Origin of the sequence: Methylomonas aurea (genome assembly GCF_024505045.1) — a bacterium.
Lineage (GTDB): Bacteria > Pseudomonadota > Gammaproteobacteria > Methylococcales > Methylomonadaceae > Methylomonas > Methylomonas aurea.
In genome coordinates, this window is sequence record NZ_JANIBM010000006.1 from 150,830 (window position 1) to 169,197 (window position 18,368).

General features: G+C 52.9%; 16 protein-coding genes. 8 read left to right on the top strand and 8 right to left on the bottom strand.

The window, feature by feature from the left end; translation table 11 throughout:
* Positions 1-75 precede the first annotated feature (75 nt).
* From NP603_RS07750 to ssb, 7 genes are all read right to left on the bottom strand, one after another.
* On the bottom strand, positions 76-843 hold the full coding sequence (locus tag NP603_RS07750) for a hypothetical protein (protein WP_033155969.1): 768 nt from the start codon (positions 841-843) through the stop codon (positions 76-78).
* Between the two features lie 2 nt (positions 844-845).
* Positions 846-1,787 (bottom strand): AAA family ATPase, encoded by a 942-nt coding sequence (locus NP603_RS07755; protein WP_033155968.1) that lies wholly within the window; start codon positions 1,785-1,787, stop codon positions 846-848.
* 111 nt (positions 1,788-1,898) lie between these two features.
* The gene (locus NP603_RS07760) at positions 1,899-2,111 is read right to left on the bottom strand and encodes a hypothetical protein (RefSeq protein WP_033155967.1); all 213 of its coding nucleotides are present in this window, start codon (positions 2,109-2,111) and stop codon (positions 1,899-1,901) included.
* Between the two features lie 340 nt (positions 2,112-2,451).
* Positions 2,452-3,453, bottom strand: a complete 1,002-nt coding sequence (locus tag NP603_RS07765) for a YqaJ viral recombinase family nuclease (RefSeq protein ID WP_033155966.1) — start codon at positions 3,451-3,453, stop codon at positions 2,452-2,454.
* Complete coding sequence (locus NP603_RS07770; protein WP_026600260.1) at positions 3,450-3,785, bottom strand: hypothetical protein; 336 nt, start codon at positions 3,783-3,785, stop codon at positions 3,450-3,452. The genes NP603_RS07765 and NP603_RS07770 overlap by 4 nt, the downstream gene beginning before the upstream one ends.
* A gap of 175 nt (positions 3,786-3,960) precedes the next feature.
* A complete protein-coding gene (bet, locus tag NP603_RS07775) occupies positions 3,961-5,016 on the bottom strand; it encodes a phage recombination protein Bet (RefSeq protein ID WP_033155965.1) in 1,056 nt (351 codons plus the stop codon).
* Positions 5,017-5,161: 145 nt separating this feature from the next.
* Complete coding sequence (ssb, locus tag NP603_RS07780) at positions 5,162-5,590, bottom strand: single-stranded DNA-binding protein (RefSeq protein WP_033155964.1); 429 nt, start codon at positions 5,588-5,590, stop codon at positions 5,162-5,164.
* Between the two features lie 32 nt (positions 5,591-5,622).
* On the opposite strand from ssb, the gene NP603_RS07785 reads away from it, so the two are divergent.
* The 3 genes from NP603_RS07785 (at position 5,623) to NP603_RS22150 (ending at position 6,845) form a co-directional block, all read left to right on the top strand.
* Positions 5,623-5,889 (top strand): hypothetical protein, encoded by a 267-nt coding sequence (locus NP603_RS07785; protein WP_165385914.1) that lies wholly within the window; start codon positions 5,623-5,625, stop codon positions 5,887-5,889.
* 81 nt (positions 5,890-5,970) lie between these two features.
* A complete protein-coding gene (locus NP603_RS07790) occupies positions 5,971-6,648 on the top strand; it encodes a hypothetical protein (RefSeq protein WP_033155963.1) in 678 nt (225 codons plus the stop codon).
* Entirely contained in the window at positions 6,645-6,845 is a 201-nt protein-coding gene (locus tag NP603_RS22150; RefSeq protein ID WP_033155962.1) for a DUF7706 family protein, read from the top strand. Before NP603_RS07790 ends, NP603_RS22150 begins: the two co-directional genes overlap by 4 nt.
* A 9-nt stretch (positions 6,846-6,854) precedes the next feature.
* Here the strand turns inward: NP603_RS22150 and NP603_RS07795 are convergent, their stop codons facing one another.
* A complete protein-coding gene (locus NP603_RS07795; protein ID WP_165385913.1) occupies positions 6,855-6,995 on the bottom strand; it encodes a hypothetical protein in 141 nt (46 codons plus the stop codon).
* A 279-nt stretch (positions 6,996-7,274) separates the two neighbouring features.
* Between NP603_RS07795 and NP603_RS07800 the strand changes: the two genes are divergently transcribed.
* Genes NP603_RS07800 through NP603_RS07820 form a run of 5 tightly spaced genes read left to right on the top strand, consistent with a single transcriptional unit; the run spans position 7,275 to position 18,328 of the window.
* Positions 7,275-8,336 (top strand): DNA cytosine methyltransferase, encoded by a 1,062-nt coding sequence (locus NP603_RS07800; RefSeq protein WP_225892998.1) that lies wholly within the window; start codon positions 7,275-7,277, stop codon positions 8,334-8,336.
* A gap of 18 nt (positions 8,337-8,354) precedes the next feature.
* Complete coding sequence (locus NP603_RS07805; RefSeq protein ID WP_051669799.1) at positions 8,355-8,849, top strand: very short patch repair endonuclease; 495 nt, start codon at positions 8,355-8,357, stop codon at positions 8,847-8,849.
* On the top strand, positions 8,821-11,967 hold the full coding sequence (drmD, locus tag NP603_RS07810; RefSeq protein ID WP_033155960.1) for a DISARM system SNF2-like helicase DrmD: 3,147 nt from the start codon (positions 8,821-8,823) through the stop codon (positions 11,965-11,967). Before NP603_RS07805 ends, drmD begins: the two co-directional genes overlap by 29 nt.
* Positions 11,964-16,328 carry an Eco57I restriction-modification methylase domain-containing protein gene (locus tag NP603_RS07815; RefSeq protein WP_033155959.1) on the top strand — a complete coding sequence of 1,455 codons (4,365 nt, stop codon included), beginning with the start codon at positions 11,964-11,966 and terminating at the stop codon, positions 16,326-16,328. Before drmD ends, NP603_RS07815 begins: the two co-directional genes overlap by 4 nt.
* Before the next feature lie 38 nt (positions 16,329-16,366).
* Positions 16,367-18,328 (top strand): BbrUII/HgiDII family restriction enzyme, encoded by a 1,962-nt coding sequence (locus NP603_RS07820; protein WP_033155958.1) that lies wholly within the window; start codon positions 16,367-16,369, stop codon positions 18,326-18,328.
* Positions 18,329-18,368 lie beyond the last annotated feature (40 nt).

Consider the following 18,368-nt stretch of genomic DNA (forward strand, 5'->3'; position numbering starts at 1 on the left):
CTAAAAAGTAGAGGCACACCCATCCCCGCTGGGGCCGATGCGCCCCTGTCGGGTTAAATGAAAATTACAATACGTTTAAAACCAACAGTCGTCCGTGTCGGACATGGCCGCTGCCAGATTTAATCGAGGTTTGAGCAGGCCTAAAACTTCAGCGGTGTCCCGAATGCTGTCAAGATCAGTGCCGAAAAAAGCCAGCACATCCTGTTCAACTTTCAGATCGACTGAGAGGTCTCGAGCGGTTTCGGTGGCAATATCAATCGCCACGCCTTTAAAGCTTTTTGCTTTCAGCGCCAGTAAAAACAGCCAGGGCAAAACACCATGCACTGATTTGATCTGACCACTGAGTTCAAAGGGTTCGGCATTGAGAGTGGCATCAATCCATAGTTGCCAGCCATCCCAATCTTTTTCAGGCTTAGAATGCTGATCCGATACGGAATGAATAACCCCGATCAGTCGCCTGACCTCGATACCCAAGTCCACTCGGACAGCTCGCTTTGCATGGCAATTAATGGTCCAATACAAGGACTCGACTGGCTGTGCCGGCACAGACACGGGATTTTCATCAGATTCAGGCCATTGTGATGGTGTAGCCGAAGTCTTACCCGGAAACACCACATTGCCGTTCACATCAATATCCACCTCGCCGACCAACACATAGCCTTTGGCCTGTTTTTGCTTTTCGATGTCATGCTGCTTAACGCCGTATCGGTTGCTAACGCCCGGCAAAGTATCTGCCGTTTTCCCCCAACGCGTCGTAATCGAACCATCCGAATTACTCCTGACTGCCCAGTCCTTGGAGCTGCCGTCAGTATTACGATGACGATATAAATTCCAGGCGGCCATGCTTAAACCGTCCAGTCATCGCCAAACACATCTTTGGCAATGCGATGAATCGCTTCGCGTTCGGCGGGCTCAGCTCGAAAGGTCAAAGCCCTGTCCAAGGAATACGCCAAGGCATTAGGCGCACTTTTGAAGGTCGCCACCAATGTTGCCCAGCGCATCAAACCACGGGTCGATAAGGTCACCGACAACATGCCGCCGCCATCCGCGCCGCCGATGAAGACTTTACGAATCTGATTGGCGACTTTGATCATGCTTTCCCGTACCGTTTCCGGCATGCTCGGCACCACATCAGCCAACAGTTTCATTTCGTCTTCCGGTTCGGGGTAACCGACTTCCATCAAACGGAACCTGTCTAAAAACGCAAGGTTTTGCCGTAACACCCCTTGATACAATCCCGATTGATCACCGGACCCTGCACTATTGCCGGTGGCGACCAAACGAAACTTCGGATGCGGGACAATCACGTCGCCAGTCTGCGGAATTGTTAGAGGTTTCCCTTCAACAATTTCATTCAAGCCGATTAACTCGGCCGGATCAATGGCATCGATTTCGTTGATCAACAGCACATGGCCTAAGCGAACCGCCAAGGTCAACGGGCCATCGATCCACTTCATCGCGCCGCCGTCGACCAGCATGTACTGGCCCAGCAGATCATTGAGTTCCAATCGACCGTGACCGGTGACCGAATGCACACCCCAATGGAGACGTGCCGCAACTTGCTCCAATAACGAGGTTTTACCGGAACCGGTGGGGCCGGTCAGGTATAAGCCGTCGCCATTGTGTGCGCCTAAAAACGCCAACACATCGCGCAAGTGGTCCTTACGAAACACATAGGGCTTTTGCGCCGGTACATAGGCGTTTTGTCCTGGTTTGAAACCTTCCACTTTCATAGACGCCGGGGCCTGAATGCCGAAGGTGTCGGCAATAGAATAGGATTGATACATGGTGAGCTCCTCGAGGACTAGCCTCAGAAAACAAGGGGCGCACCGCCCCGAGGGGTAATGAGCCCCAACGGGTGATTAAAACCCTGGCAAACCAGGGTAAATAGAAAATGGCTAGCGCAACTGCATGACGCAGTACATCGCCCATTCGGCGCGGGCCAACAGCTCCCGATCCATCAAACGCAGGATGCGCTGAATGTCGCTTCTCAAACCGGGGTCCGAGAGTTGACCGTGCAGATCCAGCAACAACCGCTTTTTGGCCTGGATGTCGTTGCTATGCGCAACGTTCAACCAGCCGTGCAAGGTTTTCCAAAAGTCGTGATTCATAATGACCTCCTTCAATGATTAAAAGGGGTCATCGAGTCCCGTGAGGGTGATGAACCCCAACGGGACAAACTAAACACACCAGGCTTGACGCACCTGGCACACGAGCAAACGCTCATGCCGCTTAACAACGGAACGCCGGTCGAATCCGGATTCGGGATTCCACGAAGGGAATGCCTGAACGATGCGGGTTTTGGGTTGGACTTTTCTTAAAGCCCAGCCTAAAACCGACAGGCCTAAACTGAAGGATTCCATGAGGTATCCGGCGTCAACTCTCGTAGCCGACCGTCATCATTCAACATCCCGTAACCACCAGGGTTACAGGATGTCTCGAAACGAACCCTCAAAACCAAAAGTCCACACCCACCAGGTCTTTCAAGGCTTGGGCATCGAATGGCACTTCGGCATGTTTACCGTCGTCGTCCCGGCAGGTCACGCGAATTCGCGTGGCAGATGGTTTGCGATAGACCTCCAGCACCGCAGCCTGAACATCCGGTTGCAAGGCTTGGAGTGCCGCCTTGTAATCAATAGCACCCTGGCTTTGAAACCGAGTGATACGCAACCCGGAATGCTCTGCGGCCACGTAATCACCCATTAGCAACACCAACGTGTTTTCAATGGCCGCCTGATTAGCCTCCAAGGTGGCTAGCTCCGCTTTCAAATCCGCGATTTTCACGGCACGATTGCGATAACTCGCCGCCAGATGTTGCCATTGCTGTTCCGCATGACCTTTGGGTAAGTACAAATCGCGTTCAGGGTCCTTACTCGGCTCCTTTTTGGACTTGACCGCCGACCAGAAGTCCATCGCGGACTCGACCAGGGCGGTGAGAAAGTTCTCATCGCGCTGAATTTCAAACTCGATGTCCTGGCCTTGGTGATAGAAAAACAAAAAGCCGCGTTGCGCTTCGGATACCAGCAGTTGCTGTTGCACCTGGCACCAATACAACTGATAGGCAGCCGAGGCTTCCCGGTTTAACAGCACATCCAAAAACGTGGTTTCGTGCGGACATTTGATTTCCACGGGCTCATTCGCGTCGGATAAGCCGTCGAAAGAAGCCCGCATCAACGGATACTGTTCCGACTCGCCGCACAGCGGCAACAACATCAGATCGTGTTTATCCTCGAAGCGTTGCAAAGCTTCAGGCTCCTGCTGGATACCAGCGCGGATCAACGGGTTGTTGTCCAGACTGGCTTCCAGTACCAAGCCAATTTTCTCGGCCCAGAGCCGCCAATAGCTTTTGTAGGGCGAGCGGTTCATGACAATAGCCGCTTCACTGGCACTGACGCCTTGTGAACGCCAATGCCGCCATGCAGTGGACCGTTGCGAAACGTCGACGACGTTCATTGCCAGGCATCCGGTAACTGAATGTGGCAGCCTAACCGCAACGAAGGCACGCCGCGTTGGGTTAAATGCTGTTCACAGCGCTTGGCCCAATGGAAATCGGCAAATAGCAACAACACGGCATCCGCAGTTGGCAATACCAAGCCGCCAAAACTTTCCACCAAATGGTGTAATTCCGCTTTAGAGGGTTTGTCGACCTCTGCCACGGCTACACCCGGTTTAAAACTGCGTTCTAAAAAGCCGCGCCCATGTCGGCGAATCACCGTGGGTGAGTCGTAACGCCGCCAGTCGGTATGACAGGGCAGCCGATTTAACGATTGATCGATTGCATTCATGATCTCTCCTTAACTAAAACTCAGAGCATCATGAATCCCCACACGGGCGAGTCATGACGCCCTGAAGGGGTGGTAGTTGAATGTGATGGATGCTGAAATCCAGCACACATCAATATGAAAATGGCCTAGCCGATTGCGTGATTAAGCAACAGGACAGCCCTATACAGTGAAATGACTAACGGTTGGTACTCAAAGCCTGACGCGCCTGCGTCATAGCCATGTCCTTCGCTGTCAATGGCGGCATGGCCGTCGCTTCAGATTGTCCCAATGCCGGTGTGGTCCTGGGTTCAACCTCCGATACTTTGTCTAACTCGGCCAAGGCAAAGGTCAGATCGATGCCTTTGAACTTCTGATTGGCATAGTCGTAGGCTGCTTTCCAGGCACCAGCCGCCGCAGTACGTCTAACCAGTTCAGCGACCGCTTTTTGCACTTTGGGATGGATTTGCGACAGATCGATGACACGGTTTGCGTCAATGCCAGCATCGCCCCCAAAAACGTGATCGTCACTGTCAACCTCTGCTGCATTCAAAACTGTGGCACTACCATCGATCACACTACCATCGGCAATATCGTCAAGGGTTTTGCCATCCATTTCCTCGGCGGCATAACCGCATTCCTCCGGAAAGGCTGCCCTGAGCGACGCCGCTTTACCGCATTTGGATAATTGCCCCTTAGGGCGTTTGATCCACATGGCGGTTGGCACTTGCGAGTGTTTACCACCGGCCGTGCTATAAGCCTCCAGCCAGTAGACTTCCTCGGTAAAGGCGCAACGTTTGCCGGCGACGATCCGGTACACAGTAACCGCCACCCATTCGGGAAAGGTCACGGTGACACTGGATTCCTGCCATTGCTCGTTGTCGTCCTTGTAGCGACCGGTAAAGGTCTTGGTGATATCAGGCCCCCAGACGGGTCTGTCCATGCCGGCCCAAACACCGGTTCGGGACGCGGTGGTCTGGATTTCCATGATGGACGGCCAGACGGTTTCGACATTACGGCCTAAAGCGGCACTCCACATCGGTACGATATGCACCGGCTTTTTGAAGATGTCGAGCTTGCGGGCCTTGCAATAGTCCAGCGCCATCAGGATGGCTTCCGGGGTTTTCGCCGTGGGGAAAGTCACTTCTGTCAATACCTTCCACGACTGCTCGGAAATGCCATAGCCCTGCTGGGCTGCCATTGGCATGGGTAAGTCGCGCGACTTAGGCGGATAGTTTCGATTTTGATTGCTCATGGTGGGTCTCCTTAAAAAAATGGGAACGCCATGGCCCCAACGGGGATAGTCGTCCCCTTTGGGTTGAAATACCGAAACAGCGAAGACTGGTCGGCAGTGATTTAAAATTTACCCGCGCTTGCGGCAGTTCATGTGTCGCCTGGGTTTAGTTGAGCGGCATATCGGCATACTCATCATCCCAATCGGCGTCTTCTGATGCCGGGTTCGATGACGAACCGTTTACCGATGCAGGCGCTGTTGGGCGATCGAGTAGTTGCAACTCATGCACAACCACTTCCGTGCGATAACGCTTTTCGCCGTTCTTATCCCATTGCTGGGTGCGAAGAGTGCCTTCCACATAGATCTTGCTGCCTTTCTTCAAAAGATCGCCGGCGGTATCGGCCAGTTTTTTAAAAAACACGACCCGATGCCATTCAGTTCGTTCCTGTTTGGCGTTTTTTGCATCTTTCCAAACCTCACTGGTTGCCAAACGCACTGCCACGACTTTGCCGCCGTTATTCGGTAAATAGCGAATATCCGGATCGGCGCCGAGACGGCCCAGCAAGATGACTTTGTTTACACCACGATTGGCCATGATGATGTCCTCCTATCGGCCGCGCCCGACCATTGAAAATAAAACCCACCTGCGCGGCGATGAGTCACATCCGGCAGGCACATTACCGGCTAGGAATACGCACTCCCAGACAGGATGAAAATCTAAAACACAACCATCACATCAGGCTTGACGCACCTGACACGCCGATGGATAACCACCGTCGCCGCTTAAAAACGGAACGCCGACCAAAGCCGGATTCAGATGTGAAAAATCACAACATGAAAGGTGTTGCTATTGGAGCAGATTTTTTCGAAAGTTCGTTCGTGAAATCGCAATAATTAGCGCGATTTCGCGACCAGGACAGAAATAAAGACGCCGTATCATCTGCCCCTGATGAAATCATGCAAATAGGTACTGACATGGCAGAAATACAGGTACGGGAAAAAAGCAAGCGACCTCATATCAGTCGGCCGATATTCGAGCGCACATTTAACATCAACAGCGAACAAGCCATTCGCGTCATCCGCAACAGTTATAACCGGTTGATGGTTTCGTTGTATGCGATCGACGTGATCCTGCGCATCATCGGTCGGGAAGAAACCGTCGATGAAATCGAAAGCATCGTCGGTCAGATGATTGCCGAATGCGCGGAGCAACTGCAGCAGGAAAAACTACGGTTAGAAAAACTCAAAGCCGACAATGGCATCACCGAAACGCCGAAGTACACGCACCCCAGGGAGTTTGTGGCTAAAATCGCTTCGCCGCAGATTGCGCAATTCGTCGAGTTGATTCGATTGCTGGATCAATTGATGATTGTGATGGACACCTTGTGGCTATGCCAGGTCATCTCCAACAAACACTGCATTGATGCCCGTTACCAGTGGCAGCAGCGGTTGCAGCGACTAGCCAATAAAATTGTGACAATGGAAAGACATGCGCATCAGGCGGCATATGAACAAGGCCATGGTGAAGAGCTTAGATTGGCTCGACAAGAGTCAGGACTGTTGGCTGAGCCGGGACGAATCTACGAAGACGAGGATTCAATGGTTGATGACAATGAATTATCTCCAAGTTCGGAAAAGGTCGGCGATCGATGACTGCTAATACCAATGAAATATGCTTGAGGGTGCCGCTATCCGAACAGGAGGCTTGGGATTTGGCGCAATTTCTAAAGCGAGCTGGGTTTGCCGATTTTCGAAGTAACGCGGTCGATGATGAGGAGGCCTATCGCATGCTGGCCGTGACCCAAATGATCAGAAGAAACCTGGAAGTACATGGAATAAACCCAAGGTAACCTGAGGCCTCATTCACCGATCAATTTTTTGATGCTGTCTTGACTCATTGTTGATAGGGTCAGCTTTTCAATTTCCTTGGCTTTCAGATCCAAGGCCTGGGGTTTACCCAGTTCCAGTAGCTTAGCGATGACCAGCTTGTCGGATTTCAAAAAAATCCTTGAGTGTCATTTCTTTCACACGAACGGTATCGACGCCACTCATATCTTTATGGTTTGCCGGGTCATTTACAAGAAGAATTGAATCGATATCAGCTATCAATGGCAGTGGGGAGTTACAGAGACTGGCAAGACGAATTCGTATGTAAATAGATTACGGTAAAACATGCGTTTAAATTTTCAGTTCTGTCTCATTCCAGATATTGATGTATATTTCTAAAATTTTAGCTATTGAAATTACAATCAGACTGATTTTGGAATTTACGTAATAGAATGATGCCCGATGACTATCCTGTAAATTTGGCTTGTGTCGATCTCTTCTGTGGAGCAGGCGGACTCACGCACGGTTTCACCTTGGAGGGAATTCCCGTCGTAGCAGGGATCGACCTAGACCCCGCTTGCCGTTTTCCCTACGAGACTAACAACACGGCCAAGTTTTTGGAGCGCGACATCAGCCAAGTCACGGCCAATGAGATCAATCAACTGTTTGGGAATTCAGAACTGAAAATCCTCGCGGGTTGCGCGCCTTGCCAACCGTTTTCCACCTATGCTCAGCGTTACGAGTCAGACGGTATCGACGGCAAGTGGGGGTTGCTCTATCAATTCGGACGCTTGGTCCGAGAGTCTCACCCTGATGTCATCACCATGGAAAACGTTCCGACAGTCGTCAGACATCAGGTTTTCCATGATTTCGTGGCGGAATTGAAGGATCTGGGGTATCACGTCTGGTATGACGTCATAGATAGTTCGCTATATGGCGTCCCGCAGTCTCGTCGACGTATGGTTCTTTTGGCATCCAAATTCGGCGAAATCCGAATGATCGAACCGACACATCCAAAACCCAAAACCGTCGAGCAGGTAATTGGCGGCTTGCCCCCCATTGAGGCGGGTCAAGCTCATCGAGACGATAAACTGCACATTGCTTCCACACTCACGGAAAAAAACCTACGACGCATTCGAATCTCCAAACCGGGCGGCACATGGCGCGACTGGCCTGAACACCTGAGAGCAGACTGTCACAAATCCAAGACAGGCAAGACCTATCCCAGTGTCTATGGTCGCATGGAATGGAACAAACCCGCTCCGACGATGACCACTCAATGTTATGGTTTCGGTAACGGGCGTTTCGGTCATCCAGAACAAGATCGTGCGATTTCCTTACGAGAAGCTGCAATCCTACAGAGTTTCCCCGAGAACTATTCCTTCTTGCCCGAAGGTGCCAAAGTCAGCTTCAAGGCTCTGGGACGTATGATCGGTAATGCCGTCCCCGTCGAACTTGGTCGTGCGATAGCAAAGAGCATCACCCATCATTTGTCGACCGCACTACCCAACTGACTGATTTGGATGGCATCCATGGGACGAATCCAATCTTCGTCACCAGAAGCCAGCATTCGGATGACGAAGGTCCGCCAGACGGGCACAAAAGCCGAAATGGCTTTGCGAAAAGCTTTGCATCGGTTGGGATTGAGATATCGAGTCAATTACCAAGTGTTGAAAAGGCCGCGTCGGGTCGCTGATTTGGCTTTTGCCAAGCTCAAAATTGCGGTGTTCGTCGATGGTTGTTTCTGGCATGGTTGTCCGGAACACGCGAGCTGGCCCAAGAGCAATTCGGAGTTTTGGCTGCAGAAGATCGAAGCCAACCGGGCTCGAGATGCCGATACCGATGTCAAGTTGAAAGAGATTGGCTGGACCGTGATTCGTATATGGGAACACGAATGCCCGGAAATGGCAGCCAATGCCATCAAAACGATCATAGATACCAAAAGGAACGAGGCTAAAACCAGTCTCGTCCAAAATTACAATAGTGAAGACGACACAGATGGAACTAATAAACGAAGCTGTCGATGAAAATTCTAAAATCTATGCCACGCCACCCGAACCAGGCCAGCTGGTGGAAGTCAGGCGCCGCCAATGGGTCGTAGCGGACGTAGTATCGTCCCAGTTGGCCAGCCACCACGCTCGACAAAATCTGGTGACCCTGTCGTCGATCGACGAAGACGGCCTCGGCGAAGAGCTGGAAGTCATCTGGGAAATCGAACCCGGTGCTCACACTATAGAACGCGCCGGGCTGCCTTCGATTTCCGGCCAGGACGATCCCGACACCTTGGAAGCCTTTCTCGACGCGGTACGTTGGGGCGCTGCCACCAATGCCGATCGCGGCTTCCTTCAAGCCCCTTTCCGTAGCGGCGTCAGCATCGAAGACTTCCAACTCGATCCCTTGGTCAGGGCCATCGACATGGCCCGCGTCAATCTATTGATCGCCGACGACGTGGGTTTGGGTAAGACCATCGAGGCGGGCTTGGTCATTCAGGAGATGTTGCTCCGACATCGGGCGCGCTCGGTATTGATCGTCTGTCCGGCCTCGTTACAGGAAAAGTGGCGAGTCGAGATGCTGGAAAAATTCGGTCTCGAACTCCAAATCGTCGATACCGCCTACATCAAACAATTGCGCCGCGAGCGCGGCATCCACGCCAATCCGTGGACTTCACATCCCCGACTGATCACCTCCATGGACTGGGCGAAATCGGGCGAGGGTCTACGCCTGATGCGAGACGTCCTGCCCCCGCACATCGAGTTCCCGCGTAAATTCGACATCTTGGTGGTCGACGAAGCTCATAACGTCGCACCCTCGGCCGGGGCGCATTATGCCCTGGAAAGCCAACGTACTCGGTTCATCCGCGCCATCGGTCCGCATTTTCAACATCGATTGTTCCTGACGGCGACGCCTCACAACGGCTATACGGAATCGTTCACCTCCTTGCTCGAATTGCTCGATGATCAGCGCTTTGCGCGCAACATCCTGCCGGATGAAAAACGGCTTTCGCAAGTCATGATTCGGCGGCTGAAGAGCGATTTGGTCGATGCCGATGGCAATCCCCTCTATCCCAAACGGGTCTTGCAGCCCTTATTGGTGGGCTATACGGACGAAGAAAGGGCCATTCACAAGAAACTCGACGACTATTGCGCCAGCCGCGAACAATATGCCGCTGGAGAAGGCGATGCCTTTGGGACGGCCTTTACCAACCGCTTGTTGAAGAAACGTCTGTTCTCGTCGCCCGCTGCTTTTGCGTCGACCCTGGAAAAACACATCGCCAGCCTTTCCGGTGCGGGTAATCGGCAAAGGCGAGACACGATGGCCGAACGCATTTTGTACAAAGCCATACTCAAAGTCGAAGAAGACTATGCCAACGACGAAGAGTATGAAACTGCCCAAGCCGAAGCCGTCGAAGAGGCTTCTCGGCGCGCCCCCGAACTCACCCCGGAACAACGTCGGTCATTGGATGAACTCAGGACTTGGGCGCAGCGTGCCAAGAATCAAGCCGATTCCAAAGCCAAGGCCGTTCTGGCCTGGTGCCAAGAACATCTGAAAACGAACGGTGATTGGAACGACAACCGCGTCATCCTGTTCACCGAATACCGCACCACCCACCAATGGTTGCATGAAATCCTGGCCAGTCACGGTTTCGGCGGCGAGCGACTCGAAATCCTTCACGGCGGCATGGACCACGACGAACGGGAACGCATCAAGGCCGCCTTCCAAACCTCGCCGCGCGATTCCGCCGTACGGATATTACTTGCCACCGACGCCGCATCCGAAGGTATCGACCTCCAGAATCACTGTCATTGCCTGATCCACCTGGAGATTCCTTACAACCCCAACGTCATGGAGCAACGCAACGGCCGTATCGATCGTCACGGGCAACGACACAAGGAAGTGTCGATCTGGCACCCCGTCGATGGCGGCAATGGCGAGGACAAGGTCGGTGGTCACGCCGAGGACATCATTCGGGCACTACGCAAACTCGAATCGATGCGCGCCGACATGGGCAGCGTCAATCCAGTCATCGCGCCGCAAATGGCCGGCTTGATCGAGGGTTCCGCCGAGGAACTCGACACACGGATGGCGGAAGCGAAGATAGCCAGCGCCCGCAAGTTCGTGAAGGCCGAACGACAACTCGAGGAACGCATCGCCAAGTTACACGAAAGGCTCCTGGAAACGCGTCACGACTTCCATCTCACACCTCGGCACATCGAAATGGCGGTCAAAACCGGACTGAAGCTCGCCGGCAAGCCGCCGCTAGAACCCATCGACTTGGATTCCGCGCCGCTAGGCACGGTCTTCAAAATGCCCGCACTGGCGGGTACCTGGGCGCGATGCCTCGAAGGTCTGCGGCATCCGCATACCCAGGTCACCCGACCCATCACCTTCGATCACGAGGTCGCCAATGGCCGGGACGACGTGGTACTGATCCACCTCAATCACCGCCTGGTTCAGATGTGTCTGCGCCTGTTGCGGGCGGAAATCTGGGCTCAAGACGACGTCAAAAAACTCCACCGTGTCACGGTCCGTAGCGTGAGCGAACCCGAATTCACTGAAATCGCTGTCGTAGTGATTTCCCGGCTGGTGATCACCGGCGGCAATCATCACCGCTTACACGAGGAATTGACCTATGCGGGCGGTTATCTGCGTGAGCAGGGCTATAAACGTGAAGAGGGGGTGAAGCGGATCGAAGCCTGGTTGGAGCAGACTCAGCAATCCATGGTGAATGAAGCGGTTTTGGAATTGCTACGCTCGCGTTTCGAGCGTAGCGAAAATGCACTGTTGCAAACCATCGATGCCCGTTCCAAGGATAGGCTCAAGCACTTGATCAACACCCTGAATACCAGAAAAGACCGAGAGATCGACGACATCACCAACGTCCTATCCGAACTCGAAAAGGCCATTCAAGCCGAATTGCACAAAGACGAACAGCCTCAACAATTCGACCTATTCAGCGATGACGAGAAAACCCAGCTCAAACGCGATCTCGGCGCGTTACGCGCGCGTCTGGATGGCATTCCCCAGGAACGCCAGCGTGAAATCCAAGCCATCGAGGCCCGCTATGCCGATTTCACCGACCGAACCTTCCCGGTCGCGGTCGTCTTCCTGGTCCCAGCCGCCATGAGCGTTGAAGGACGAGCATGAGCTTCAACGATACCAATACCGAATGGTTGTCACTGATCGAAATCTCCGGTCCCTTCCTGGCGGTGCCGGTACTGAAAGAGGTATTCCCGCAGGGCCTCGAACAACTGGATGCCAACAAACGCAAACGCCTACGCCAAGCCTATGAGGAATGGCGTGACGGCCTGGAAAACGACGACCCGCATTTTCCGGAATTACATCAGGCCTGGATAGACGAAGTGTTGGCCCGTGGTTTGGAATTGGACGAAGACGGACGCGGCGATGTCTTGAAGCGTAGCTCGGCCATTCCCGATGAACTCATCGTCGATTTACCCGAATACGGAATGAAACTGGTGCCCGATGCCGCCGTGATCGACGAACAGAGCGGCAATGCTCTGATGTTGGTCCAAACCTTCCCGGTCCACACCGATCTGGAAGCCACCAGTAAGCGTGATGGTTGGGCCACCAGCCCGGCGGAAAGGATGGTGAACCTCTGCCGCAAAACCGGATGCCGCTTGGGATTGCTCACCAATGGTGAACGCTGGATGCTGGTCGATGCACCGGTCGGCGCCGTCACCACCTTTGCCAGTTGGTATGCCCGTTTGTGGGGGCAAGAACCGGTCACGCTGCAAGCCTTCGTGCATCTGCTCGGTATCCGCCGTTTCTTCGTCGACGAGTCGGAACGACTGCCGGCGTTGTTCGATCGCTCGCTGAAACACCAAGACGAAGTCACCGAAGCCCTCGGCGAACAGGTCCGTCGAGCCGTGGAAGTCTTGATCCAGGCCTTGGACAAAGCCGACCTGGACCGAGATCGAACCCTGTTGGCCAACGTTTCGACCGCCGAAATCTACGAAGCCGCACTGACGGTGATGATGCGCTTGGTGTTCCTGCTATCGGCCGAAGAACGCGGTTTGTTGCTGTTGGGTGACGAACGCTACGAAGCCCACTACGCCTTGTCCACGTTGCGGATGCAGTTGCGTTCAGACAGCGCGGAAATCCTGGAAAGACGCTGGGATGCCTGGTCGCGATTGCTGGCATTGTTCCGCGCTGTCTACGGCGGCATCGAACACGAGAATCTGCGCATGCCGGCCTTGGGTGGCTCGTTGTTCGATCCCGACCGTTTTCCGTTCCTGGAAGGACGGGACAAACACAGCCAATGGCGCACCGATCCCGCCAAACCATTGCCCATCGACAATCGCACCGTCTTGTTGCTGTTGGACGCGATCCAGCAATTCCAAGGTCGCACCTTGTCCTATCGGGCACTGGACGTGGAACAGATCGGTTACGTCTACGAAGGCTTGCTGGAACGCACCGTCAAACGCGCCAAGGACGTCACTCTGGAATTGCGTGCTACCAGCACTGCCAAAGTACCTTGGGTGACCCTGACCGAACTGGATATTGCGCGAAAAGCCGACGATGAAAAACTGGCCGACTTACTCCGCGAACGTTCCGGCAGTTCGGCCAGCCGTATCCGTAACGACCTGGCAAAGGCCGTCGACGACGTGTTGGCCGACAAACTTTTGACCGCATGTCACGCAGACGTGGCGTTGCGCGATCGCGTCAAACCCTACGCAAATCTGCTGCGTGTCGATCCCTGGGGTTACCCGTTGGTCTATCCCACCGGCTCATTCATGGTCACCACCGGTTCCGACCGGCGTGAGACCGGAACCCATTACACCCCCAAATCCCTGACCGAAGCCATCGTCACCGAGACTCTTACGCCTGTGGCCTATGTCGGCCCGGCGGAAGGCAAACCACGCGAAGTATGGCAACTCAAATCGGCCGCCGAACTGCTGGATCTCAAGATTTGCGACCCGGCCATGGGTTCAGGTGCGTTCTTGGTGCAAGTCTGCCGCTGGTTGGCGGAACGCTTGGTAGAGGCCTGGAGCCAAGCGGAATCGGCAGGCAAATACGTCACGGTCGACGGCGAGGTTCGCGACGCGGTTACCGACGAGGAATCCTTGCCGAGAGACGACGAAGAACGCATCGTCATCGCCCGCCGCCTGATCGCCGAGCGCTGCTTGTACGGTGTGGACTTGAATCCATTGGCGGTGGAACTCGCCAAACTGTCGATCTGGTTGGTGACGCTTGCAAAAGGACGGCCGTTCGGCTTTCTCGATCACAATCTGCGATGTGGTGACAGTCTGCTGGGCATCCATCGTCTGGATCAACTCACCGAACTGAGTATGACGCCGGGTCAAAAGAACACGCAGATGCGCATCTTCGGCCGAAACATCGAACAGGCCGTGGCCGAGGCCATCGAACTGCGCAAACGTTTACGCCAAATGCCGATTCGGGACATTCATGACGTGGAAGCGATGGCCAGGCTAGATACCGAAGCCAAAGCCAAACTCGAAGCACCGGAACGGATTGCGGATGCATTCGTCGGTGAAGTGTTTAGGACGGGCGGGAATCAAAATGCTCTCGATGCGGCGTTGATGACCTTGTCCATCGAGGCAGAGCAGTATTTGCAAGGAAATACAGATGCCAAAAATCAGTTGAGACGACGAGCGAACTTCGGCTTATCGATCGATCTACCCGATGATAAAAATTCACGCCAACCGTTCCATTGGCCATTGGAATTTCCGGAGGTCTTTAAGCACGAGCGCGGTGGCTTCGACGGCATCGTCGGCAATCCACCCTTTCTAGGCGGGCAGCGCATCACCGGCGTCGCGGGCACTGCTTTCCGCGATTGGCTGGTTGATCATATCGCAGAGGGGAGGCGTGGCTCGGCGGACCTAGTTGCCTATTTCTTTCTGCGGAGTTGGAGTCTGCTGCGCGATAGTGGTGGTTTCGGACTGCTAGCAGTCAACACCATCGCGGAAGGTGACACGCGGCAGGTCGGGCTGGAGGCCATGGTCGGCGCGGGCGTCGTAATCTATGCGGCTTACCCGAACGAAGCCTGGCCCGGTAAGGCAGCAGTCGTCACCAGTCGCGTGCATGTTCATAAGGGAGATTGGCGCGGCGGACGTTCGCTGCTCGGGCGACCGGCTCCCTTCATTTCGGCTTTTCTGTCCGATCAAGAGGAATGGAGTCCGATGCGTCTAAAAGCCAACGAGGGTATTGCGTATCAGGGCTCGATCGTGCTTGGCATGGGCTTCGTGCTCCTACCCGATCAGGCTCGCAGGATGCTGGATGCCGATCCGAGGAACGGCGAAGTGATCTTTCCCTACATCAACGGCGATGATCTCAATTCAGACCCTGAGCAGAAGCCGAGCCGCTGGGTGATCAACTTCTGGGATTGGCCGGAAGCGAAGGCGAGAACGTACAAGCTACCTTACGAGTGGTTGGAGGTGAACGTGAAAGCGGAGCGCCTTGCCAATAAGGATAAGGGAGCACGCGAAAAGTGGTGGTTGTTTCTCCGGGCAAGATCTGAGCTTTATCATGCCATCGGTCGTGGTCGCGATTTCGAACGTCACCCGGTGGGCTGGTCTTCAGAAACTTGCCAGATGGAAAGTGTGTTCTGCCTGTCGCGAGTCACAAAGTTCATCGCTCCTGCAGTCACGCCTTCAAACTATGTGTGGTCTGACAGCATGGTTGTTTTCTGTTCCGATTCATTTGCACTTCTGGGGCTTTTGTTTAGCCAGTTTCACGAGGTGTGGGTTCGTAAGAATGCTTCTCGTCTAGAAAGCCGACTGAGATATACTCCGAGTGATGCTCTTGAGACGTTACCGCTCCCACTCGTATTTCCTGACGATCTGGGTACCATTGCCAGACGATTTTTGGATAGTCGAGCCGCAGTTTCCAGAGATTTTGGAATTGGTTTGACGGATGTCTACAACCGCATCCATAACGACACCGATCGCGATCCTCGCATTGAAGCGCTGCGTGAGTTGCAACGCGAAATAGACACCACCGTCATGAGTGCCTACGGTTGGGATGACCTTGACCTCGGTCACGGTTTCCACGAAGTGCCATATTTGCCGGAGAACGACCGCGTCCGCTTCACCATTTCGGAGCCTGCACGTGTCGAAGTCTTACGGCGACTGTCGGAATTGAACCGTCAGCGTTACGAAGCAGAAGTCGCTGCCGGGTTACATGGAAAATCTAATACCAAGATCAAGTCGACTCCTAAATCAAAGAGCAAACCTTCATCGGTGCAGCAATCTATTCAAACCAGTTTGTTTGATACGCCTGTTCCATCGCCTGAGCCTTCAGCTTCATCTCAAAGTTCCAAGCGCGGTAATTCTTGGGGTTCGAACGCATCCGATCAAATCCTCGCCTGGCTCGAAGCTCACAAAGGTTGGTTCACGAAATCAGCCATTTTGAATGGTTGTGGTGCCGACCCGGGTTGTTGGAGTGACGCACTAAATGAATTGATCAGCGATGAATTCGTGGAAACTCAAGGTGACGAATCATGCATGAAATTCAGAGCCAAACCATAAATGATTGAAACGGCAGGAATTCAGAAAAAGGATAAAAAATGAGCGATTCACCATACAAAATGCAGTTGGACTTGCGGGTTCTCGATCATCTGGGCTTGCATCTATACAGTAATGCAGCGGCAGTATTGTCCGAGGCAGTGGCCAATGCTTGGGATGCCGATGCAAAAAACGTCAGTATCAAAATTGACAAGGACAGAATCGTGATTGAAGACGATGGAGTTGGTATGGCTTTGAACGATATCAATGACCGTTTCCTCTATGTCGGTTATGACAAACGACAAAAAGAAGGAGCCAAATCTCCAGGTGGTCGTGCATTCATGGGAAGGAAAGGCATCGGTAAGCTTGCACTATTTTCCATTGCCGATGTCGTCGCCGTCATCACTACCAAAGGTAGCGAACATCATGCGTTTCGAATGGAAACGAAGGGAATCGAAGCCGCTGTTTCACGTAACGAGGAATATAAACCCGTTCCTACCAACGATGAACCTCCATCAAAGGGCACTCGAATAATTCTGACTCAGTTGAAAAAGAAGCGCACGAGCCAAACGGTAAATGCTTTAAGAAAGCGTATCGCCAGGCGCTTTTCGATCATTGGCATCAAATCAGAAAATGGAGATAGCTTTGATGTCCGAATCAATGATTTGGCGATCGGACCGGCAGATCGAGAGGATTTCAAGGCGATTGAATTTTTGTGGGAGTTTGAACCTTCGGAGCGTATCCCAGCTGGTTTTTGTCCTGGTTTAAAGAAACGTTTCTTGTTACCAAACCAAATATCAGTTATTCGTCCCGATTGGATCGTAGGTGGTTGGTTAGGCGCTGCGTCCCGACCCAAAAAATTGGCATCCGAAGATGCAGGCCTAATGAATGGGTTGGTCGTGATTGCCAGAGGACGCTTGATCCAGGAAAACATCCTGGACAAACTGGGATTCAATATGCTCCTTGGGAATTATCTGACCGGTCAAATCGAAGCCAATTTTCTGGACGTCGAAAGTGAGGAAGATATTGCCACCAGTGATAGACAGCGGCTGATGGAAGACGATGAGCGATATGTCGCCTTGAGAGATTTTCTCCGCAAAACCTTGGTTTCAATTTCTGATGACTGGACGAAGTTGAGAAATGAAGCGCGAGGAAAGGAAGCAGTCGAAGAGACCCCAATTTTGGGAGAGTGGATCGACAATCTACCAGAAGGTCAAAGAGACGCCGCAAGGCGGACACTTGGAGTGATTTTAGGCGTGGAACTTGAATCCGAGGAAGATCGTAAGGATTTATATCGCTCTGGAATGCTTGCATTCGAACGACTTCGATTGAAGGATGCCAGCCATAATCTTGGAAATTTACCTGCCCTAACTGCAGAGTCGTTGCTACCGTTGTTAGCTGACTTATCTATGCTGGAGGGCTCAATGTATAGGGATATCGTCAGGGCGAGATTGGATGTAATCGTGAAATTTGAAGATCTGGTCGATGTTGACGCCAAGGAAAAGGTCCTTCAAGCACATCTGTTCGAAAATTTATGGTTACTAGATCCCGGCTGGGAAAGAGCTGCGGGTAGTGAACGAATCGAGCAAACATTAAAACGAGATTACAAGGATTTCGCTGCTGATTTGACTGATGATGAAAGTAAAGGGCGTTTGGATATTCGCTATAAGACGAATGCGGGAGAGCACATCATTGTGGAATTGAAACGCGCTGGTCGACCAATGAAGTTGGTGGAATTACAAGAGCAAGGACAAAAATACAGGACGGCACTCGCCAAATGTTTGAAGGCGGAAGGAAATGAAAATCCATTGATTTCGATCATTTTCGTTCTCGGGAGCCCCGTAGCCGAAGAGGAAGAGTCATACTTACCTGCAGGTTATGTAACCAATACATTACAACCGTTAAATGCACGAGTCATGTACTACGACCAGTTGATCAAATCTGCTAGAGATGCCTATGCCGAGTATTTGGATCGGTCAAAACAGGTCGATCGAATCGACAAATTTCTTTCAAAGCTCAAGTAAAAGAGCTGATAGGTAAATTATCTTCTGTGGCGCAGCGAAA